Source organism: Leifsonia virtsii, from assembly GCF_030433675.1.
Lineage (GTDB): Bacteria > Actinomycetota > Actinomycetes > Actinomycetales > Microbacteriaceae > Leifsonia > Leifsonia virtsii.
In genome coordinates, this window is sequence record NZ_JAROCB010000004.1 from 348,605 (window position 1) to 369,511 (window position 20,907).

At 70.4% G+C, this 20,907-nt stretch carries 19 protein-coding genes and 1 pseudogene; 16 read left to right on the plus strand and 4 right to left on the minus strand.

Annotated features, from left to right (window positions below):
* The first annotated feature begins 84 nt into the window (after window positions 1–84).
* Genes P5G59_RS15760 through P5G59_RS15790 form a run of 7 tightly spaced genes read left to right on the plus strand, consistent with a single transcriptional unit; the run spans window position 85 to window position 10,136 of the window.
* Window positions 85–1,032: a carbohydrate ABC transporter permease gene (locus P5G59_RS15760; protein WP_301219944.1), complete on the plus strand. Its 948-nt coding sequence runs from the start codon at window positions 85–87 to the stop codon at window positions 1,030–1,032.
* On the plus strand, window positions 1,029–1,862 hold the full coding sequence (locus tag P5G59_RS15765) for a carbohydrate ABC transporter permease (RefSeq protein WP_301219946.1): 834 nt from the start codon (window positions 1,029–1,031) through the stop codon (window positions 1,860–1,862). The genes P5G59_RS15760 and P5G59_RS15765 overlap by 4 nt, the downstream gene beginning before the upstream one ends.
* 58 nt (window positions 1,863–1,920) lie before the next feature.
* On the plus strand, window positions 1,921–4,191 hold the full coding sequence (locus P5G59_RS15770; protein ID WP_301219947.1) for an alpha-L-rhamnosidase: 2,271 nt from the start codon (window positions 1,921–1,923) through the stop codon (window positions 4,189–4,191).
* Between the two features lie 42 nt (window positions 4,192–4,233).
* Entirely contained in the window at window positions 4,234–5,397 is a 1,164-nt protein-coding gene (gene rhaI / locus P5G59_RS15775; protein WP_301219948.1) for an L-rhamnose isomerase, read from the plus strand.
* Between the two features lie 2 nt (window positions 5,398–5,399).
* Window positions 5,400–7,436 (plus strand): bifunctional aldolase/short-chain dehydrogenase, encoded by a 2,037-nt coding sequence (locus tag P5G59_RS15780; RefSeq protein ID WP_301219949.1) that lies wholly within the window; start codon window positions 5,400–5,402, stop codon window positions 7,434–7,436.
* On the plus strand, window positions 7,433–8,887 hold the full coding sequence (locus P5G59_RS15785) for a rhamnulokinase (protein ID WP_301219950.1): 1,455 nt from the start codon (window positions 7,433–7,435) through the stop codon (window positions 8,885–8,887). Before P5G59_RS15780 ends, P5G59_RS15785 begins: the two co-directional genes overlap by 4 nt.
* Entirely contained in the window at window positions 8,880–10,136 is a 1,257-nt protein-coding gene (locus P5G59_RS15790; RefSeq protein WP_301219951.1) for an alpha-hydroxy acid oxidase, read from the plus strand. Before P5G59_RS15785 ends, P5G59_RS15790 begins: the two co-directional genes overlap by 8 nt.
* A gap of 65 nt (window positions 10,137–10,201) precedes the next feature.
* On the opposite strand, the gene P5G59_RS15795 is transcribed toward P5G59_RS15790, so the two are convergent.
* Window positions 10,202–10,498: a hypothetical protein gene (locus P5G59_RS15795; protein ID WP_301219952.1), complete on the minus strand. Its 297-nt coding sequence runs from the start codon at window positions 10,496–10,498 to the stop codon at window positions 10,202–10,204.
* Between the two features lie 91 nt (window positions 10,499–10,589).
* Between P5G59_RS15795 and P5G59_RS15800 the strand changes: the two genes are divergently transcribed.
* The gene (locus P5G59_RS15800; protein ID WP_301219953.1) at window positions 10,590–11,090 is read left to right on the plus strand and encodes a MarR family winged helix-turn-helix transcriptional regulator; all 501 of its coding nucleotides are present in this window, start codon (window positions 10,590–10,592) and stop codon (window positions 11,088–11,090) included.
* Window positions 11,087–11,758, plus strand: coding sequence for an NADPH-dependent F420 reductase (locus P5G59_RS15805; protein ID WP_301219954.1), 672 nt, complete (start codon window positions 11,087–11,089; stop codon window positions 11,756–11,758). The genes P5G59_RS15800 and P5G59_RS15805 overlap by 4 nt, the downstream gene beginning before the upstream one ends.
* 39 nt (window positions 11,759–11,797) lie before the next feature.
* Here P5G59_RS15805 and treS read toward each other — a convergent pair whose 3' ends face one another.
* The gene (gene treS / locus P5G59_RS15810; RefSeq protein WP_301219955.1) at window positions 11,798–14,092 is read right to left on the minus strand and encodes a maltose alpha-D-glucosyltransferase; all 2,295 of its coding nucleotides are present in this window, start codon (window positions 14,090–14,092) and stop codon (window positions 11,798–11,800) included.
* Window positions 14,093–14,133: 41 nt separating this feature from the next.
* Window positions 14,134–14,550, minus strand: a complete 417-nt coding sequence (locus tag P5G59_RS15815) for a Rho termination factor N-terminal domain-containing protein (RefSeq protein ID WP_301219957.1) — start codon at window positions 14,548–14,550, stop codon at window positions 14,134–14,136.
* Window positions 14,551–14,880: 330 nt separating this feature from the next.
* Between P5G59_RS15815 and P5G59_RS15820 the strand changes: the two genes are divergently transcribed.
* The 6 genes and pseudogenes from P5G59_RS15820 to P5G59_RS15840 all read left to right on the plus strand — a co-directional run bounded on the left by P5G59_RS15820 (window position 14,881) and on the right by P5G59_RS15840 (window position 19,141).
* Window positions 14,881–15,012: a hypothetical protein gene (locus tag P5G59_RS15820; protein WP_301219958.1), complete on the plus strand. Its 132-nt coding sequence runs from the start codon at window positions 14,881–14,883 to the stop codon at window positions 15,010–15,012.
* Between the two features lie 59 nt (window positions 15,013–15,071).
* Window positions 15,072–15,116 (plus strand): annotated as a pseudogene (locus P5G59_RS20835) (hypothetical protein); the annotation flags it as partial.
* A gap of 73 nt (window positions 15,117–15,189) precedes the next feature.
* Complete coding sequence (locus P5G59_RS15825; protein WP_301219959.1) at window positions 15,190–15,423, plus strand: DUF7882 family protein; 234 nt, start codon at window positions 15,190–15,192, stop codon at window positions 15,421–15,423.
* Between the two features lie 79 nt (window positions 15,424–15,502).
* Window positions 15,503–17,404 carry a Na+/H+ antiporter NhaA gene (gene nhaA / locus P5G59_RS15830; protein ID WP_301219961.1) on the plus strand — a complete coding sequence of 634 codons (1,902 nt, stop codon included), beginning with the start codon at window positions 15,503–15,505 and terminating at the stop codon, window positions 17,402–17,404.
* Between the two features lie 53 nt (window positions 17,405–17,457).
* On the plus strand, window positions 17,458–18,036 hold the full coding sequence (locus tag P5G59_RS15835) for a YdeI/OmpD-associated family protein (protein WP_301219962.1): 579 nt from the start codon (window positions 17,458–17,460) through the stop codon (window positions 18,034–18,036).
* Between the two features lie 64 nt (window positions 18,037–18,100).
* Window positions 18,101–19,141 (plus strand): cupin domain-containing protein, encoded by a 1,041-nt coding sequence (locus tag P5G59_RS15840; protein ID WP_301219964.1) that lies wholly within the window; start codon window positions 18,101–18,103, stop codon window positions 19,139–19,141.
* A gap of 7 nt (window positions 19,142–19,148) precedes the next feature.
* Here the strand turns inward: P5G59_RS15840 and P5G59_RS15845 are convergent, their stop codons facing one another.
* Entirely contained in the window at window positions 19,149–19,811 is a 663-nt protein-coding gene (locus P5G59_RS15845) for a TetR/AcrR family transcriptional regulator (RefSeq protein WP_301219966.1), read from the minus strand.
* A gap of 59 nt (window positions 19,812–19,870) precedes the next feature.
* Here P5G59_RS15845 and P5G59_RS15850 point away from each other — a divergent pair, with 59 nt between their 5' ends.
* Window positions 19,871–20,734 (plus strand): SDR family NAD(P)-dependent oxidoreductase, encoded by an 864-nt coding sequence (locus tag P5G59_RS15850; protein WP_301219967.1) that lies wholly within the window; start codon window positions 19,871–19,873, stop codon window positions 20,732–20,734.
* The last annotated feature ends 173 nt before the right edge of the window (window positions 20,735–20,907 follow it).

A 20,907-nucleotide genomic window follows, 5' to 3' on the forward strand; every position in this document is an offset into this window, starting at 1 on the left:
CGCCGGTCCGGACGGCCACCCGCCGGACGACCACCGGCGTCCGACCACCACCGGCGGACTGAAGACTCGACGAGGAGCAGACACATGTCGACGGCCACCCCGGCGACCGCAGTGCAAGCGGCCGACATCATCACGGAGGGCAGGAGCCCCGGGCCCGTGAAGCCACGGAAGTCCCGCATCCGATCCGCGTATCCGACGTGGTTCTTCATCCCCGCGATCGCGCTCTACGTCATCTTCTTCGCGATCCCGACGTTCTCCTCGTTCTACTTCTCGCTCACCCGCTGGTCGCTGTTCGACTCGCAGTTCATCGGGTTCGCGAACTACGTGCAGTTCTTCCAGGACCCGCAGCTCTACACGAGCTTCATCCACACCTTCATCTACGCTTTCCTGACCTCGGCGGCGAAGGTGGTGATCGGCTTCCTGCTGGCCCTGCTGCTGACCGGGCCGGTCGTCGGCCGCGGCTACCTCCGGGCCATCGTCTTCTTCCCGGTGCTGCTGTCGACCATCGGCGTCGGCATCCTCTGGAAGTCGCTGCTCGACCCCTTCCACGGGATGGTGAACGCGGTGCTCGGGTTCTTCGGGCTCCCGCAGCCGGGCTGGTTCACCGACCCCAACCTCGCGCTCTACTCCATCGCCGGTGTCGACATCTGGAAGGGCGTCGGCATCGCGACGCTGATCTTCATGGCCGGCATCGTCGCCATCCCGAGCGAGTACTTCGAGGCGGCCCGCATCGACGGCGCCTCCTCGTGGCAGATCCTGCGACGCATCACCATCCCGCTCAGCCGGGGCGCGACCGCGACCGTCATCATCCTGTCGCTGATCGGCGGACTGCGCTCCTTCGACATCATCTGGGCCACCACCGGCGGCGGTCCCGGGTTCACCAGCGACGTGCTCGCGTCGGTCATCTACAAGCAGTACCAGGCCGGTTTCTACGGCCTCTCGACCGCCGGCAACGTCATCCTCTTCCTCGTCGTGACGGTGATCATGGTCCCGCTCTCGTACTTCCTCAACAGAAAGCAGGTGGAGCTGTGAAGCAGGCTCGCATCCGCTCCTGGAGCGTCGGCGTCATCGCCATCCTCGTCTCCGTCGTCGTCTTCCTCGTCCCGCTGGCGTTCATCGTCCTGCAGGCCGCCAAGTCGCCGGACGACGCCTCCACCCTCGCCTTCACCTGGCCGAAGGAGTGGCACTTCTTCGACAACCTCATCGCGGTGCTGGAGAGCAACGACGGCCTGATCTGGCGCGCCTTCCTCAACTCGTTCGTGCTGACCGTCGGGTCGGTCGCCCTCATGGTGATCCTGGCGGCCATGGCCGGGTACGTGCTCGCCCGCAAGCGCAGCAAGTGGGGCCCGGTCGTGAACTTCTTCGTCCTCGCCGGCCTGATCGTGCCGCCCGCCGTGGTCCCGACGATCTGGGTGCTGCAGGGGACCGGGCTGTACAAGACCATCCCGGGCATGATCCTGATCGAGACGACCTTCGGGCTCTCCTTCTGCATCCTCCTCTTCCGGGCGTTCTTCAACACCGTGCCGAAGGAGCTCGACGAGGCCGCGGTGCTCGACGGCGCCGGGAGGGTCCGGCTGTTCTTCCAGGTCATCCTGCCGCTGCTGAGGCCCGTGATCGTGACGGTGATCGTCGTGCAGTCGGTCTTCGTCTTCAACGACTTCCAGGGTCCGCTGTACTTCCTCCCCGGATCGGACAACGCGACCGTGCAGACCACGCTCTACACGTTCTCCGGCCAGAACCTGAGCTTCTACAACCTGCTCTTCATGGACATCCTGCTCATCACCATCCCGCCGCTGGTCGCCTACATCTTCTTCAACCGGCAGATCATCGCGGGAATGACGAGCGGGGCGGTGAAGGGCTGACATGACCATCCACGACGACACGACGACGACCGCACACGAAACAGGAGCGCTTTCACCGATGAACTGGCACGCCCGACTGATCGCACCCGCACAGGAGCTCGACTCGGCGCCGCTGCTGCGCAGGGAGTTCCGCGTCGAGGAGGGCCACGGCGCCCTCACCCGCGCGACCCTCACCCTGACCGCGCAGGGCGTGGTCGAGGCCTGGCTGAACGGCCGGCCGGTGTCGGAGGACCTGCTCACCCCCGGCTGGAGCGCCTACGAGTGGAGGCTGCGCTACGCCAGCTACGACGTCACCGACCTGGTCGACGAGACCAGCGTGCTCGGCATCGCGCTGGGCCGCGGCTGGTTCGGCGGGCGCCTCGGCTGGACCGGCGGCGAAGCCTGGTACGGCGACGGCCTCGGCGCGTTCGCCCAGCTGGAGCTGGAGTTCGCCGACGGCACGACCCAGCTCGTGGTGACGGACGAGGAGTGGACCGCCGGCCCGAGCGAGATCCTCGCCAACGACCTGTACGACGGCGAGACGATCGACGCCCGCCGCCGCGACGACTCGTGGAAGCGGCCCGGGTTCGCGGGCGACGGCTGGGCGGGCGTGCGCACGGTCGAGTTCGACACCTCCCGTCTCACCCCCTATATCGGGCCGGCGGTCACCCGCTGGGCCGCGTTGCCGGTGCAGGAAATCTCCACGTCGCCCTCCGGTGCCACGCTGGTCGACTTCGGGCAGAACCTGGTCGGCTGGATCAAGGTCCGTGTGCAGGGCCCTGCCGGGACCGAGGTCGTCATCCGCCACGCCGAGGTGCTGGAGCACGGCGAGCTGGGCGTGCGGCCGCTGCGCTCGGCGAAGGCGACCGACCGCTACATCCTCTCCGGCGGGGTCGACGAGTTCGAGCCGACCTTCACCTTCCACGGTTTCCGCTACGCCGAAATCACGGGCTGGCCGGGCGAGCTTCGCGCGGAGGACCTGACCGCCGTCGCGATCGGCTCGGAGCTGACCCGCATCGGCGAGTTCCACACCTCCGACCCGCTGCTCAACCAGTTCCACGAGAACGTCGTCTGGGGGATGCGCGGCAACTTCGTCGACGTGCCGACGGACTGCCCGCAGCGCGACGAGCGGCTCGGCTGGACGGGCGACATCGCGGCCTTCGCGCCGACCGCCGCGTTCCTCTACGACGTCGATGCGTTCCTCTCCGACTGGCTGGTCGACCTCGACCTGGAGCAGCGCCACAACGACGGTATCGTCGGCTTCGTCATCCCGGACGTGCTGAAGTACATGCCGCACCCCGCCGACTTCGGGAAGCCCGACAGCACCGCCATCTGGAGCGACGCGGCGGTCTGGGTGCCGTGGGACCTCTACCAGGCGTATGGCGACACCGCCGTGCTGGAGCGCCAGTTCGACTCGATGGCATTGCACGTGCGCCGGGTGAAGTCGCTGCTCTCGCCCTCCGGCGTGTGGGACGGCAACTTCCAGTTCGGCGACTGGCTCGACCCGGACGCCCCGCCGGAGAACCCGGCGAAGGCGAAGGCCGACACGGGAGTCGTCGCGACGGCCTGCGCCTACTGGTCGGCGAAGATCGTCTCCGACACCGCCGGCGTGCTCGGGCGCTCCGCGGAGCAGGCCGAGTTCGCCGCCCACGCCGAGGCGCTGCGCGCGGCGTTCGACCGGGAGTACGTGAACGGCGGCATCGTGAAGAGCGACTGCACCACGGTGTATGCCCTCGCGATCGTCTTCGGCCTGCTGTCCGAGGCCGACGAGGCGGTCGCGGGCGACCGGCTCGCGGAGCTCGCCGCCGAGGCCGGCTACCGCATCTCGACCGGTTTCGCCGGCACGCCGTTCATCGCCGACGCGCTCACCCGCACCGGGCACACCGACGTCGCCTACCGTCTCCTGCTGGAGAAGGAGTGCCCGTCCTGGCTCTACCCGGTGACCATGGGCGCGACCACGGTGTGGGAGCGCTGGGACTCGATGCTGCCGGACGGCACCATCAACCCGGGTGAGATGACGAGCTTCAACCACTACGCCCTCGGCGCGGTCGCCGACTGGATGCACCGGGTCGTCGGCGGTCTGTCGGCACTCGAGCCGGGCTACGCCCGCGTGCTGATCGCGCCGCAGCCGGGAGGCGGCCTCACCGAGGCGGCGACCTCGCTCGAGACCCCGCACGGACGCGTCTCCGTCCGCTGGAGCGTCGACGGCGACGGTGTCTTCACCGTCGAGGCGGACCTCCCGGAGGGCGTCGACGGCGTCCTGCGGCTGCCCGGCGGCGAGGAGCGGCCGATCGGCGCGGGGCAGGTCACCGCCTCCGCCGAGCTGCCGGCCGCCGTGAGCGTCCGCTGAACGAGAACCACCAGATCCACCGCTGGAGAGAAAGCGATTCCCATGAGTCTCACTGACCGCATCCGTTCGGAGCTCGCGCTGCAGGCGATCGAGCTGCCGAGTTGGGCGTTCGGCAATTCGGGCACCCGGTTCCGGGTGTTCGGAACCCCCGGTACCGCGCGCGACCCGTTCGAGAAGGTCTCGGACGCCGCGCAGGTGCACAAGCACACGGGGCTCGCGCCGACGGTCGCGCTGCACATCCCGTGGGACCGGGTGGAGTCGTACGCGGACCTCGCCAAGCACGCCGAGGACAACGGGGTGCGGCTGGGCACGATCAACTCGAACACGTTCCAGGACGACGACTACAAGTTCGGGTCGGTGACGCATTCGGACCCGCGGATCCGGCAGAAGGCGATCGACCACCACTTCGAGTGCATCGACGTGATGAACGAGACCGGGTCGCGCGACCTGAAGATCTGGCTGGCCGACGGCACGAACTACCCGGGTCAGGATTCGATGCGCGCCCGGCAGGACCGCCTCGCCGACTCGCTGCAGAAGATCTATGAGCGGATCGGCGAGGGCCAGCGGCTGGTGCTGGAGTACAAGTTCTTCGAGCCGGCGTTCTATCACACGGATGTTCCGGACTGGGGCACGAGCTACGTCCAGACCGCCGCGCTCGGCGAGCGGGCATTCGTGTGCCTGGACACCGGGCATCACGCTCCGGGGACGAACATCGAGTTCATCGTGATGCAGCTGCTGCGGCTCGGGAAGCTGGGCTCGTTCGACTTCAACAGCCGCTTCTACGCGGATGACGACCTGATCGTGGGCGCGGCGGACCCGTTCCAGCTGTTCCGGATCGTCTTCGAGGTGATCCAGGGCGGCGGCTACGGCAACCCCGAGGTCGCGTTCATGCTCGACCAGTGCCACAACCTGGAGGCGAAGATCCCGGGCCAGATCCGCTCGGTGCTGAACGTGCAGGAGGCGACGGCCAAGGCGCTGCTGGTGGATGTCGAGGCGCTCGACGCTGCGCAGCGCGCGAACGACGTGCTGGCAGCCAACACCGTCTTCATGGATGCGTTCAACACCGACGTGCGCGCCGACCTGGCCGCGTGGCGGGAGTCGCGCGGTCTGCCCGCGGACCCGATGGCGGCGTACAAGGCGTCCGGGTACCAGGAGAAGATCGAGGCCGACCGCGTCGGCGGCACCCAGGCCGGGTGGGGCGCGTGAGCATGACCAACGAGACCGTCGCGGCGCTGATCGCCCGCTCCAACCGCCTCGGGTCCGACCCGAAGAACACGAACTATGCCGGCGGCAACACCTCCGCCAAGGGCACCGAGACCGACCCGGTGACGGGTGAGCCGGTCGAGCTGCTGTGGGTGAAGGGCTCCGGGGGAGACCTCGGCACCCTCACCGAGCAGGGCCTCGCGGTGCTGCGCCTCGACCGCCTGCGTGCCCTGCAGAACGTCTATCCGGGCGTCGAGCGCGAGGACGAGATGGTGGCTGCCTTCGACTACACCCTCCACGGGAAGGGCGGTGCGGCGCCGTCGATCGACACGGCAATGCACGGCCTGGTGGATGCGGCACACGTCGACCACCTGCATCCGGACTCCGGTATCGCGATCGCGACCGCGGCCGACGGGGAGGAGCTGACGAAGACGATCTTCGGCGGCCGCGTCGTCTGGGTGCCGTGGCGGCGTCCCGGGTTCCAGCTGGGGCTGGACATCGCCGCGATCAAACAGGCCAACCCGGACGCGATCGGCACCATCCTCGGCGGTCACGGCATCACGGCGTGGGGAGACACGAGCGAGGAGGCGGAGGCCAACTCGCTGTGGCTCATCCAGACCGCGGCCGACTACATCGCCGAGCACGGGCGTCCGGAGCCGTTCGGCGCGCGCATCCCGGCGAACGAGCCGCTGGATCCGGCTGAGCGCCGGGCGAAGGCGGCGGCCCTCGCGCCGACCCTTCGCGGGCTGGCGTCGACGGACAAGCCGCAGGTCGGCTCGTTCACTGACGCGGAGGTCGTGCTCGACTTCCTCGCGTCGGAGGAGCACGTGCGCCTGGGCGCGCTGGGCACCTCGTGCCCGGATCACTTCCTGCGGACGAAGGTGAAACCGCTCATCCTCGACCTCCCGGCCGACGCGTCCATCGAGGACTCGATCGCCCGGCTGACGGAACTGCACGAGCAGTACCGCGCCGAGTACACCGCCTACTACGAGAAGTACGCGACCCCGGAGTCGCCCGCGATGCGCGGCGCCGACCCGGCGATCGTGCTCATCCCCGGCGTCGGGATGTTCTCCTACGGCAAGGACAAGCAGACCGCCCGCGTGGCAGGCGAGTTCTACATCAACGCGATCAACGTCATGCGCGGCGCCGAGGCGATCTCCTCGTACGCGCCGATCCCGGAGTCGGAGAAGTTCCGGATCGAGTACTGGGCGCTGGAGGAGGCCAAGTTGCAGCGCCTCCCGAAGCCGAAATCCCACGCCGGTCGCATCGCGCTCGTCACGGGCGCTGCCTCGGGCATCGGTAAGGCGATCGCGACCCGCCTCGCGGCGGAGGGCGCGTGCGTCGTGATCGCCGACCTCGACCTCGGGAAGGCGCGGGCCGCAGCGGCGCAACTCGGCGGAACGGACGTGGCGATCGGGGTGGCGGCGAACGTCACCAGCGAGTCCGACATCCAGGCGGGCATCCAGGAGGCGCTGCTGCAGTTCGGCGGCCTCGACCTGATCGTCAACAACGCGGGCCTGTCCATCTCGAAGCCGCTGCTGGAGACCACCGAGGCGGATTGGGACCTGCAGCACGACGTCATGGCCAAGGGCTCGTTCCTGGTCTCGAAGGCCGCGGCGAAGGTCCTCATCGAGCAGGGCCTCGGCGGCGACATCGTCTACATCTCTTCGAAGAACTCCGTCTTCGCCGGCCCGAACAACATCGCCTACTCGGCGACGAAGGCCGACCAGGCACACCAGGTGCGGCTGCTCGCGGCCGAGCTCGGCGACCACGGGGTGAAGGTCAACGGCATCAACCCCGACGGCGTCGTGCGCGGGTCCGGCATCTTCGCCGGCGGCTGGGGCGCCAAGCGCGCCGCGGTCTACGGCGTGCCGGAGGAGGAGCTGGGCAAGTACTACGCCCAGCGCACGCTGCTCAAGCGCGAGGTGCTGCCCGAGAACGTCGCCAACGCGGTCGCGGTGCTGACCTCGGCGGACCTCGACCACACGACGGGTCTGCATATCCCGGTCGACGCCGGAGTCGCGGCGGCCTTCCTGCGATGAGCGGCACGACCGGCACCGTCGCCGCGGTCGACCTGGGCGCCACCAGCGGCCGGGTGATGCACGCCCGGGTCGGCGCCGACACGCTGGAGCTGACCGAGGCCGCGCGCTTCCTCAACACGCCCGTGCGGGTGTGGGAGGGGGAGCGGGCCGCACTGCACTGGGATGTCATGGGACTGTTCTCGAGCGTGCTGGAGGGTCTCGGAACGGTCGCCCGGTCGGATGCCGCCCTCGCCTCCATCGGCGTGGACGCGTGGGCCGTCGACTACGGTCTGCTGCGGGGCGGCCGTCTGCTCGGCGAGCCGTACCACTACCGCGACGAGCGCACCGCGCGCGGGGTCGACCTCGTGCACGCGGCGGTGCCCCCGGCCGAGCTGTACCGGGAGGGCGGGCTGCAGTTCCTGCCGTTCAACTCGCTGTACCAGCTCGCGCTGGATGCGGCCGACGGCGCGCTGGCCGCTGCCGACCGGTTCCTGCTGATCCCGGACCTGATCGCGTACTGGCTGACCGGCAGCCAGCACGCCGAGCGCACCAACGCGTCCACCACCGGCCTGCTGACCGCCGACGGCGCGTGGAACAACGCGCTGATCGAGCGGCTCGGCCTGCCGCGCACGGCCTTCCCGGAACTCGTCGACGCAGGCACACCGGTCGGACGGCTGCTTCCCTCGCTCGGGCACGACCTGCCGTTCGCCGGCGCCGGCCCGACGGTCACCGCGGTCGGCTCGCACGACACCGCGTCCGCCGTCGTCGCGGTGCCGATGGACGCGTCCCGCGCCGCCTACATCTCGTGCGGCACCTGGGGCCTGGTCGGCGTCGAGCTCGAGCAGCGGGTCCTCTCCGAGGAGGGACGCGCCGCGAACTTCACCAACGAGGGCGGCGTCGACGGCCGCATCCGCTACCTGCACAACGTCATGGGGCTGTGGCTGCTCAGCGAGTCCATCCGCGAGTGGCAGCGCCGCGGACTCCACGTCGACCTGCCCGGGCTGCTCGCGGAGGCCGCCGAACTGCCGCGGCCGGCCGAGGTGTTCGACGCGGAGGACCCGCGCTTCCTGGCCCCGGGCGACATGCCCGCGCGGATCACCGGCTGGTTCGAGGAACGCGGGCTGCGCGCCCCGGCCTCGCCGGCCGGGATGGTCCGCGTCATCGTGGAGAGCCTGGCCGCCGCATTCGCCGCCACCGTGCAGCAGGCGGCGGCGCTCACCGGCGTGCCCGTCGAGGCCATCCACATCGTCGGCGGGGGAGCGCGCAACGCCCTCCTCTGCCAGGCGACCGCCGACCGCGCGGGCCTCCCCGTGCTCGCAGGACCCGTGGAGGCGACCGCCATCGGCAACGTCCTCGTCCAGGCCCGCGCCGCGGGACTCCTCAGCGGTGACCTGGAGACCCTCCGCGCCCTGGTCGCCCGCACCACCCCGATCGTCCGCTACACCCCCGATAGGATCCTCGTCCATGGTTGATCGTCAGTTTCCGCGTCCGGCGGAGTTGCTGGAACTCATGCAGTTCAAGAAGCCGGAGCTCGATCTGAAGAAGCGTCGTCTGGAGTCGGCGTTGACGATCGAGGACCTGCGGCGGATCGCTCGCCGTAGGACGCCGAAGGCGGCGTTCGATTACACCGAGGGTGCCGCGGAGGGGGAGCTGTCGTTGGCGAGGGCCAGGCAGGCGTTCCAGGATGTGGAGTTCCACCCCTCGATCCTGAAGGACGTGTCGACGGTGGACACCTCGTGTCAGATCTGGGGTGGGCCGTCGGCGTTGCCGTTCGGGATCGCGCCGACCGGGTTCACCCGGTTGATGCAGACCGAGGGCGAGACCGCCGGCGCGGGGGCTGCCGGGGCGGCCGGGATCCCGTTCACGCTGTCGACGTTGGGGACGACGTCGATCGAGGGGGTGAAGGCGGCGAACCCGACCGGGCGGAACTGGTTCCAGTTGTATGTGATGCGGCAGAAGGAGATCAGCTACGGGCTGGTCGAGCGGGCCGCGCAGGCGGGGTTCGACACCCTGTTCTTCACCGTGGACACCCCGGTGGCGGGGGCGCGGTTGCGGGACAAGCGCAACGGGTTCTCCATCCCACCCCAGCTGACCCTGGGCACGATCGTGAACGCGATCCCCAGGCCGTGGTGGTGGTACGACTTCCTGACCACCCCGAAACTGGAGTTCGCGTCCCTGTCCGCGACCGGCGGCACCGTCGGCGACCTCCTCAACGCCGCCATGGACCCCTCCATCGACTACGACGACCTCGCCGAGATCCGGGCGCTCTGGCCCGGGAAACTCGTCATCAAAGGCGTGCAGACCCTGGAGGACGCGAAGACGCTCACCGACCACGGCGTCGACGGCATCGTGCTCTCCAACCACGGCGGACGGCAACTGGACCGAGCCCCCATCCCCTTCCACCTCCTCCCGGACGTGGCCCGCGAAGTCGGCCACCACACGGAGATCGCGGTCGACACCGGGATCATGAACGGCGCCGACATCATCGCCGCCTACGCCCTCGGCGCCAAATTCACCCTCATCGGCCGCGCCTACCTCTACGGGCTCATGGCCGGCGGCCGCGCCGGCGTCGACCGCACCATCCACATCCTCGCCGACCAACTCGTGCGCACCATGAAACTCCTCCAAGTCCGCACCCTCGACGAACTCACCCCCGCCCACGTCACCCAACTCACCCGACTCCACCCCCTCCACCACACGACCACCCCCATCGACGCGTAACCACTCGTGCCGAATGAGCGGTATTCGTCACGAATACCGCTCATTCGGCACGAATCACGGAGAGGTCAGCGGGGCTCGAACTCGTAGACGACGGCCGACCAGTGGTCGTCGCCGAGCTCGTCCCACGACTCGGGACCGTGGTAGGCGAGCCGGTACTGCGCGGCGAGGATCGGGCCGAGCAGGTCGAGCACGTCCGGTCGGAACGGCGTCCCGGGCGGGAAGCCCAGGCCGAAGCTGTGGATGATGCTGTCGTCTGCCGCCCGCAGCCACACGCCCCAGCCCTGCGAGACGGGCATCGCGACCACGCGGAAGACGTGCGCGGGATCGTAGTCGGAGGGGAGGGCGTCCGGCGGCTGCGTCATGCAGCCAACGCTACAAGCGCAGGCGAGCGCGTGGGAACAATCCGCGCCCGGCGATGGTTGATTGACGTGTCAGCTACTTCAGAAGGATGACATGCCCCCCACTGCGACGTCCGAACGCCTCACCGAGCGCGAGCTCACGGTCTGGCGCTCCCTGCTCGACACGACGACCGACCTGCGGCGGCTGCTGGCCGCCGAACTGCAGCAGGTCGAGCTGTCGCCGGGCGACTACGCGGTGCTGCTCGCGCTCACCGAGGCCGACGAGCGCACCCTCCGCTCCTCCGAGCTGGCCGACGCGATCGACTGGGAGCGCAGCCGCCTCTCGCACCACCTGGGGCGCATGGAGCGGCGCGGCCTGATCCGCCGCACCGACTGCCCCGGCGACAATCGCGGCGCGCTGGTCCTCCTCACCGAGGACGGGTTCGAGGCCATCCGGCGTGCGTCCGGCCCGCACCTGCGCGCCGTGAAGCGGCTCTTCGCCGACGCTCTCGACCCGCAGCAGCTCGACGCGCTCGCGGCCGTGCTCGGCAGCATCCGCACCCACCTCGACGCCACCCACCTCGACAGCACCGACCAGGAAGGAGACCGCGCATGACCACCATCACGGAGCGGCCGCGCGTCGCCATCCTCGGCGTCGGGCACGTCGGCTCGGCCCTCGCCCGCATCCTGATCGACGCCGGCTACCCGGTGGATGTGGCGGCCTCGGGCGACCCGCAGCGCATCCAGCTGATCGCGTCCGTCGTCATGCCCGGCGCCCGTCCGCGCTGGGCGGCGGAGGCCGTCGCCGACGCCGACATCGTCATCCTGGCCATCCCGCTGCACCGGTTCGCCGGACTTCACCGGGGGATGCTCGACGGCAAGCTGGTGGTCGACTCCATGAACTATTGGGCGCCGACCGACGGCGTGCAGCCGCTGTTCGAGGACGACGAGTCCACCAGCAGCGAGGTCGTCCAGCGCGAGCTGGCCGGCGCTTCGGTCGTCAAGACCTTCAACCACATCGGCTACCACGAGATGGAGGAGGACCGCCGGCCCGCCGGCGATGCCGACCGTCGCGCGCTCGGCATCGCCTCCGACGATCCCGAAGCGGCCGCGCGCATCGCCGCCCTCGTCGACGACGCGGGCTACGACGCCGTGCTCGTGGAGTCGCTCCGCGACGGCGTCGCCTTCGAGCCGGGCGGTCCCGTCTTCGGGGCGCGGCTCGGCGCCGCCGACTTCCGCGCGGCCGTCGCCGGCGAGCTGCTGCCGGTCGAGACCGCGGCGTAACGGCGGACGGAATCGGTTCGAATCTCCGACCGAAGGGCCCTACTCGGCCGACGGTCGGGCCAGCACCAGGAAGCGGGCCCCGTAGGCGGGGATGCTGAGCGGGAAGCTGGCCAGGTCGTCCACCGTCCCCACCTCGCGGCCGTCCGCCGCATCCGTCACCGTCGCCCGGTGCGGGAGCGCCTCCGAGCGGACCGTGCCGTCGACCGCGCTGTCCGTCATGTTGAGCACCGTCAGCTGCACCACCGGCAGGCCCTGCTCGTCGAGCGCCTCCAGCTCGTGCACCATGACCAGCATCCCGGGGTGGGCGACGTCGGGCACGTCCACCTGGCGCGCGGTCGCGATGCCGAACCGGTTCCGGATGCGCAGCAGCTCGCGCAGCCGGCTCGCGAACGAGGTCTTCCGCTTCAGCTGCTCCGGCAGCGTGCCGTAGAGGGCGCGCGCCCGCGGCATCCCGGACGCCGACCGCTCTGCCTCCGGGGCGACGCCGAGCAGGTCGTGCGCCCCGCGCTCCACCCAGCGGGTGTCGCCGTCCGCGATCAGGTCGGCGACCTCGTCCCGGGGGAGCGTCAGGGCGCCGAGCAGATCCCAGCCGGAGAGGGCGAACACGCCGGGCTGCCACGCGTTGAAGGCCGCGAGCAGCAGGTGGGCGTCGCGGATCGCCGGGACGTCGCCGTCCCCGATCGAGTCGAGCGTCGCGTGCCCCCGGGTCGCCGCGATGAGGGATGCAGTGGTGCAGGCGATCCCGTTCGTCGTGAACACGAGGTTGTAGTCGGCCGCAGGCTCCGTGATGGCCTCGACGAGGTCCTGCCGGATGCGCTGGGCCAGCTCGCCGCCGGTGATCTCTTCGCCGCGGAACGTGTACACGTCGTTCTGGTGCAGCGTCGCCCAGTGCACCAGCTCGTAGGTGAGCTCATCGTGGTTCTGCATCCCGTGGACGAGGCTGACGGGTTCGACGCCGAGCTGCAGCGAGGTGCGCAGCGTGAGCCGCAGGAACTCGGTGTCGCCGGTGGCGAGGGCGTGGTGGTACGCGGGTCGGTTGATGAAGTCGTACGACAGGTCCGCCCCGACCGCGCCGGTGTCGCGGATGTCCTCGACCGTCAGGTTGAGCTCCTGGAACGTGAAGCCGCCGACCTTGCGCACCATCCCGGCGATGATGTGGTTGGCCGCGTGCGACAGCGGGTGACCCTCCGACCAGGCCGGCATCCCTTCCGCGCTCTTCTCCACGCCGAGGAAGCCGTTGGCATCGAGGCGCAGGGCGCTGGTGCCGAGGTCGCCGAGGGAGTGCAGCGCGTCGCCGATCACCAGCCGCATGCCGGAGAACGTCGGGTCGAGCCAGTTGACCGACGGCTGGCCCTCCTTGAAGTAGTGCAGGTACACCCAGCGGCGGGTGACGCCGTCGACCCCGATGACCGGCGCCGTGACGCTCCAGTTCGTCTCCTTGACGCCCGGGGCGAAGAAGATGACGCGCTGCAGCTCGCCGATGATGTAGCCGCGGTCGGCGAGGGAGGCCTCGGTCGCGGCGTCCAGGTTGACCGAGTCGCGGCCCTCCGGGACCTCGGGCAGCAGGTGCCACTCGTCCGGCGGGATCTCGACCATATGGTAAATGCCGGGGTAGTCCTTGAACGCCATCTCGGCGAGACGGAAGTCGGCGCCCTTTCCGGTGTGACCCGGCACGATGTCGTCGATGACGATGCCGCCGTGCTCCTCGGCGACGTCGGTCATGCGGCGGAAAGTCTCCTCGTCGCCGAAGGCCGGGTCGATCTGGGTGCCGATGCGGTCGAAATGGCCGTCGACGCTGGGGGTCTCCTGCCAGCCGCGGATGCCGCCCGCGCGCTTGACGGGGCCGGTGTGGACGCCGTTGATGCCGATCCGCTCGAACGCCGTCCACAGCTCCGGGTCGGCGAGGGCGGTGAGGAACGACTCGCCGGCGCGGGTGATGAGCGAGATCGGGTACGCGGTGAACCAGACGTCCGAGGTCGAGACGGCCCGCCGCGCGTCCGGGCGGGCATACGGGTTGCGCCACATGCTCGGGGAGCCGGAGAGCTGCCTGCTGAGCACGTCCGCGTCCTTGAGCATCGACTGGCGCACCAGCCACTCGACGTAGGCCGGGTTCTGGCCGTTCGCGGCGCGCGGGTCGGAGAACGTGCGGCGGATGCTGCCGCCGCGGAGGTTCGCCCGCGGTCGCAGCCGGCGCGGCCGGGCGGGATACAGCTGCTCGTCGTAGGTGATCTCCTCCGGCGGCGCCTCCACCTCCTCGACACCCTCATCCGCAGTGCCGTCGGTCTGCGCCGGCTGCTCGTCCTGCTCGGTCACCTCGGGTGCCTCGTCGTCCACTCGGTCTCCTTCCGTGACTGCCACCGTAGCCCCGTCGCCGGTCACTCGCTGAGGCGTTCGATCAGCTGACCCTTCGTCAGCTTCGAGACGTTGCGCAGGCCCCTGGCGCGGGCGACATCGCGGAGCGCCTGCACGGTCAGCCCGTCGAGCTCCGGGTCGTGCGGCGCTGACGTGGCGGCCGAGCCGGCGAACTCCGCGGCGTCCTCGACCGTGTCGTCGTGCACGGAGGGGAGCGGAGGGGTGAGGTCGACCGGGGCCGACTCCGGCGCGCCAGGGTCGGCGGCATCGCGGGTGTCCCGCCCGACCAGCTCCGCCAGCTCCCGCTCGAGCTTCCGCGCCCGCTTCTCCGCCTTCTTGGAGTCGAGCTTCGCGGCGGCCTTCCTGGCCGCCCCCACCGCCTCCTCGGCGCGTGCGAACGCCTTCTCCGCCGCCTTCTCCAGCTTCTTCCGCTTCGCCATGCCCGCTCCTTCCTCGGCTTCACCCAGCACGGTGCCACGGGCAGCGGACGAGGGCAAGGCGGCGGCAGGCAACGCGCCTTGAGCGGGTTTGTCAAGCGGCTGCGCCCGGGTTTCTCGCGCCTACCGTCGCGCGCATGAAGCACGTGACGTATTCGGAGAAGTCCCTGCTGATCGGCGACGAGGCGGCCGATCTGCTGATGAGCTACGCCACCGTGCTCGGGCGGACCGACGGCACCGACTCGGTGACCATCTCCGCGATCGGCGCGGATGGGAACGACGTGCAGGCGACCTTCCTGCTGAACCCGTCGATCGTGCTGATCGATCGTGCTGATGATCGAAACGGCCAACACGGATGCGTCCGAGCCGGACAACGAGACCGCGGTGGACTACATGCGTCGGCGCGTGCAGTCGTTGACCCAGCCGTTCGAGCTGGAGACCGACGGCGAGCCGTTCGAGCACTGACGTTGCGCCGCCTGTGCACCGAAGGAGGGTGTGGCGTGGGAAAGCTGCTGTACGGGTCGATGACCGTCCACTTCGACGACAGGGTGCTGTCGCACCTGCAGATCGTCATCGTCAACAAGCTGCGCCGCAACGAGTCCTTCGCCATGTCGTGGAGGGACTCCACCGCGGTCGGAGACCGTGCGCAGCGCGATCTGGATCGATCCCTCCATCCCGCTCTATTTCAAGTTCGACGGCTCCCGCGTCCCGGACATCGACCGCGAGTGGCTGGCGCGCCTGTCGGCGTCGGCGGACAGCTCGCTCGGCCTCATCGTCACGGACGAGGAGGGAGGGCCGGTGGGCGCGCTGCCCGATCTGGCGGCCGCAGGGGGTCCGGGCAAGGCGCGGGCGACCCGCGCGCCGCGCGAGCACTGAGCGGGCGGCCCGGCCGCAACCCGCACAGCGCTGCAGGCGCCGCGTGACCGCGGGCGCGTAGCTCGCTAGAGTTGCGCCCGTGACCATCCCGTTGACCGTCATCCAGCGCTCTCCCGACCCCGAGGAGGCCGGGCAGTCGCGCGAGCGCCGGCCGAGCCTCACCGAGCGGTTCCGCTCGATGGGGCGCAGCCGTCTCGGCGCGCTGCTGCTGGTGGCGGCCACGCTGGTCGCGATCGTGTGGGCGAACATCTCGTTCGCCGGGTACGAGCAGTTCTGGGACACCCACCTCGTCGTCGGCGTCGGCGACCTGCAGCTCGACTTCACCCTCCACGCGCTGGTCAACGACGCCCTGATGGCGATCTTCTTCTTCACGGTCGGCCTGGAGGTGCGGCGGGAGTTCGCGATCGGCGAGCTGACCAGCTGGTCTCGTGCTGTCGTGCCGGTCGTCGCGGCCGTGTTCGGGCTGGCGGTGCCCGCGCTCATCTACGTGATGTTCACGCTCGGGACGGGCATGGAGCACGCCTGGGGCGTCGTGATCTCGACGGACACCGCGTTCCTGGTGGGCGCGCTCGCCCTCATCGGTCCGCGCGCGACGGGACGGCTGCGCGTGTTCCTGCTCGCGCTGGCCGTTGTCGACGACATCGGCGCGCTGAGCATCATCGCGCTCGTCTACACCAAGGACTTCACCCCGCTGCCCCTGATCGTGGCCGCGGTCGGACTGGCCGGCGTGTACTTCACGCGCTACCTGCGCGGCGGCCGCGGGCCGGTGTACGCGACGCTTGCGGTCATCGTCTGGCTGGCCTTCCTCGCCTCGGGCGTGCACCCGACGCTCGCGGGCGTCGCGATCGCCCTGCTCATCCCCGTCTACCGCCCCAACCGGCGGGATGTGGAGCACGCGCTCGACCTGGCACGCACCTTCCGGCAGTCTCCGAACACCGAGTACGCGCGGGCGGCGGCGAACAGCCTCCGCGAGTCCATCTCCATCAACGAGCGGCTGCAGTCCGCCTGGGGGCCGTACGTCGCCTACGTCGTGCTGCCGCTGTTCGCGCTCGCCAACGCCGGCGTCCGCCTGAACGGCGACATCCTGCTGGGCGCGCTCGTCTCGCCGATCGCCTGGGGCGTGCTCGCCGGCCTCGTCGTCGGCAAGTTCGTCGGCGTCTTCGGCTCGACCGCGCTGCTGCGGGTGCTCAAGATCGGCGACTTCGGGCCGGGCCTCACGATCGACCGTCTGGCCGGGGGAGCGGCGCTGTGCGGGATCGGGTTCACGATCTCCCTCTTCATCGTCGATCTCGCGATCCCGGATGAGACGGCGCAGAACGCGGCCCGTGTCGGCGTGCTCGCCGCGACGGTCGTGGCCTTCGTCGTCGCGACGATCGTGTTCCGCATCTCCGACGCGCGCCGGCCGAAAGAGGAGGCGGGCCTCCGCCTGATGCGCCCGGTCGACCCGGCACGCGACCACATCTTCGGGTCGCTGGACGCCCCGTTCGAGATCGTCGAGTACGGCGACTTCCAGTGCGGCTTCTGCCTGAAGGCCACCGGTTCGGTGGTGGAGGTGCAGCGCGAGCTGGGCGACAACCTCCGGTACGTCTGGCGTCACGCTCCGCTCACCCGGTTCCACCCGAACGCGCTCGCCGCGGCGGAGGCGTCGGAGGCGGCCGCTCGGCAGGGCAAGTTCTTCGAGTTCGAGCGCAGCCTGTTCGCCGACCAGGAGCACCAGCTGCCCTCCGACATCATGCGCCGGGCGGAGGAGCTCGGGCTCGACCTCGACCGGTTCGAGGCCGACCTCAGCTCGCCGGAGGTGGCGACGCGGGTGCGCGACGACATGCTCGATGCCGAGGCGATGGACATCTCGGCCGTGCCCACCTTCTTCATCAACGGCCGCCGGCACATGGGCCCGTACGACGCGCAGTCGCTGATCCGGGCCATGCAGGCGACAGTCGACGAGCGCGGGGCCGAGCAGCCGCATCCCGACGCCGTCTAGGGGCAGCGGCCACCGCGCCTACGGCCGTCGGAGGTCGCCCGTAGGATCGCGGCATGGATCCCACCGAGCACCTCATCGTCCCTGACCGGGCCGCGTGGCGCGCGTGGCTGGATGCGAACGAGAGCGTGTCGGACGGCGTCTGGCTGGTGCTCGCGAAGAAGGGTGTCACCGACCCGACCTCGCTCGGCTACCAGGAGGCGCTGGCCGAGGCGCTCTGCAGCGGGTGGATCGACGGCCAGCGGCGCTCGCGCGACGCAGCGACGTTCGTTCAGCGCTACACGCCGCGGCGCAAGGCGTCGCTGTGGTCCCAGCGCAACATCTCGCTGGTCGCCGCGCTCATCGAGGAGGGGCGCATGCGGCAGGCCGGTCACGCCGAGATCGAGCGGGCGAAGGCGGACGGGCGGTGGGAGCGCGCGTACGCGGGCGCGGGCTCCATCGAGGTGCCCGAAGATCTGCGGGCCGCGCTCGACGCCTCCCCGGCGGCGAGCGCTGCTTTCGCCGAGCTGAAGGGCCAGAACCGGTACGCGGTGCTCTGGCGGGTGACCACGGCGCCGAGTGCGACCAGTCGCGCCGCCCGGCTCGAGAAGCTGATCGCGATGCTCGAGCGCGGCGAGACGCCCTTCCCGCAGTGACCCTTGTCCCGTGCGTGCTCCCTTCCCTAGCGTGGCGGTGACGCCTCCATCCGAAGGGAATCGCATGCCGCACACCTCCCCGCACGTCGCCTCGCTCGTCGACTCCGCCGACACCTATGAGAGCGACTTCGGCCGCATCTCGCAGCTGACCGCCGACGACTTCCCGATCCTGAAGCGGATGTCGCTCAAGCGCATCGTGCTCGAGCCGGGCGGGGTGCGCGAGCCGCAGTGGAACGTCAACGCCAACCAGATCGCCTACGTCGTGCGCGGCACCGTGCTGGTGTCGATGCTCGCGAACGCCGACGAGTTCGCGTCGTTCGTCGTGCAGCCGGGTCAGATGTACCACGTCGCTTCCGGAGCGATCTACCACATCGAGAACGTCGGGGAGGGGACGGCGGAGATCATCGCCTCCCTCCGCACGGCACGGCCCGCGCACTTCTCGCTGCAGAACAGCTTCAACGCGATGACGGACGCCGTGCTCGGCAACACCTACGACCTCCCGGCCTCCGCGTTCGCCGCGTTCGACCGGCACGACGCGCAGCAGATCGTCCGACGGGAGGGCCCGGCGCGCATCCCGGACACCGCCGGTCTGCCGAACGCGCACCTGTTCGACCTGGCGGGCCAGAACCCTCCGCTCTCGTACGCCTACGGCAGCGCCCGTCTCGGCCGCAAGCAGTTCTGGGCCGCCCTCGACGACCTGTCGATGTACTCGCTGGAGATCGCGGACACCGGCATGCGCGAGCCGCACTGGCATCCGGTGACGGCCGAGCTCGGCTACGTGCAGAGCGGCCACGCGCGCATGACCGTGCTCGACCCCGACGGGACCCTCGACACGTACGAGCTGGAGCCGGGCAACGCCTACTTCATCCCGCGCGCCTACCCGCACCACATCGAGGCACTTGGCGAGGAGGGCATCCACTTCCTCATCTTCTTCGACCAGCCGACGCCGGGCGACATCGGCTACCGTGCGACGGCCTCCGCGTTCTCGCGCGAGGTGCTGTCGTCGGCGTTCGGCGTCCCCGAGGCGCAACTGCCGCGGTTCCCGTTCACGCCGGTCGACCCGCTGATCGTCGGGCGGGCGAACCCCGTCGACCCGGTGGAGTGATCGCGGCTCAGGTGAGTGCGCCGCGCAGGAAGGCGGCGAGGATGCGGTGCAGCCGCGGTTCGAGGTCGATGAGCGCGTGGCCGAGGCGGGGATCGGAGCGGTAGAGCTCCGCGACCTCGGGTGTGGGGGTCGAGATCTGCCAGAAGGTGCCGGCGAGCGAGGTGGCCGCGGCGACCAGGTCGCGGGCGGCGTCGGCGGAGACGCCCGGGAGCGCCGCCTGCACGGCATCCGCGATCCGGGCGAGGCTCTCGCCGGTGGTGAGTTTGAACGCGCGCACCGCCTCCACCGAGACGTTGCGCTCGAGGTTGAGCGGTGCCTGCGCCAGGAGGTCGCAGAACGGACCGCGTGCGGCGAGGGTGGAGGCGAAGGCGCTCGCCACGTCGTCGGGGGTGGATGCGGCGGCGAGACGGTCGCACAGCACCGGCGTCCACTCCCGCCAGCCCTCGGCGGTGAGCCGGAGGAAGATCTCCTCGCGCGTCTCGAAGTAGCGCAGCATCGCCGACTTGTGCATGCCGACGGCCTCGGCAACGTCGGTGAGGGTCACGGCGCGGGTGCCCCGGTCGCGCCCGAGCCCGCGGGCGGCGTCGAGGATCGCCCGCTCCCGAGCGGCCTTCGCCTCGGGGGAGCGGGCGCGCAGGAACGCCGTGTCGTGGTCGCCGGTCGCCGTCATACCGACAGCTTATCGCAACGGAGTTGCATTAGTTAAAGAAACGGTGTTTCATTAACGTCATGCAGAAGACATGGTTCATCACCGGATCCACCCGCGGCTTCGGCCGCGCCCTCACCGTCGCCGCGCTCGAAGCGGGCGACCGCGTCGCGGCCACTGCGCGCCGCCCGGAGCAGCTCGACGACCTCGCCGCACGGTACGGCGACCGCATCCTGCCGCTCCGGCTCGACGTCACGGACCCCGTGCGCGCCTCCGAGGCGCTGCGGGAGGCGCACGAGCGCTTCGGGCGGCTCGACGTCATCGTCAACAATGCCGGCTACGCCAACGTCTCGCCGATCGAGACCACGACCGACGACGACTTCCGCACCCAGTTCGAGACCAACTTCTGGGGCGTCTACCACGTGAGCAAGGCGGCGATCCCGCTGCTGAGGGAGCAGGGCGGCGGCCTCGTGATCCAGTTCTCGTCGGTCGGCGGACGCGTCGGCGGCTCGCCGGGGATCGCCTCGTACCAGGCCGCGAAGTTCGCCATCGACGGCTTCAGCCGCGTGCTGCGCGCCGAGACGGCGCCGTTCGGCATCCGGGTGCTGGTCGTCGAGCCGAGCGGCTTCCGGACCGACTGGGCGGGCGCTTCCATGGAAGTGGGCGACATCCCGGCCGAGTACGACAGCACCGTCGGGCGGATGAACCGGCGCGTGCGGCAGAGCGACCAGGGGCCGGCGGGCGACCCCGTGCGCGCCGCCGAGATCCTCGTCGCGCTCTCCCGCCGCGATGACCTGCCGACCAACCTCCCGCTCGGCGCCACCGCCGCGGAGATGAGCGTCGCGCAGGACCGCCGCCTCCTCGACTCGGACCTCGCCTGGGCGCCCGTCTCCCGCTCCGCCGACGCCGACCAGCCCTACCCCGCCTCCTTCCCGCCCGCCACCTGACCCCGCCACGGCCGCCCACCATCGAGTCCACGAAAACTGCACGCCCGCACGGCGTGTCGCGTGCAGTTCGTGTGGACTCGACGGTGGGCGGAAGGTGACGAGATGGTGAACGTGCGAAGTGGGGGAGGGTCGCGGGGCGATTCGGCGGCTATGCTCCGGCCGTAGGTGCATGC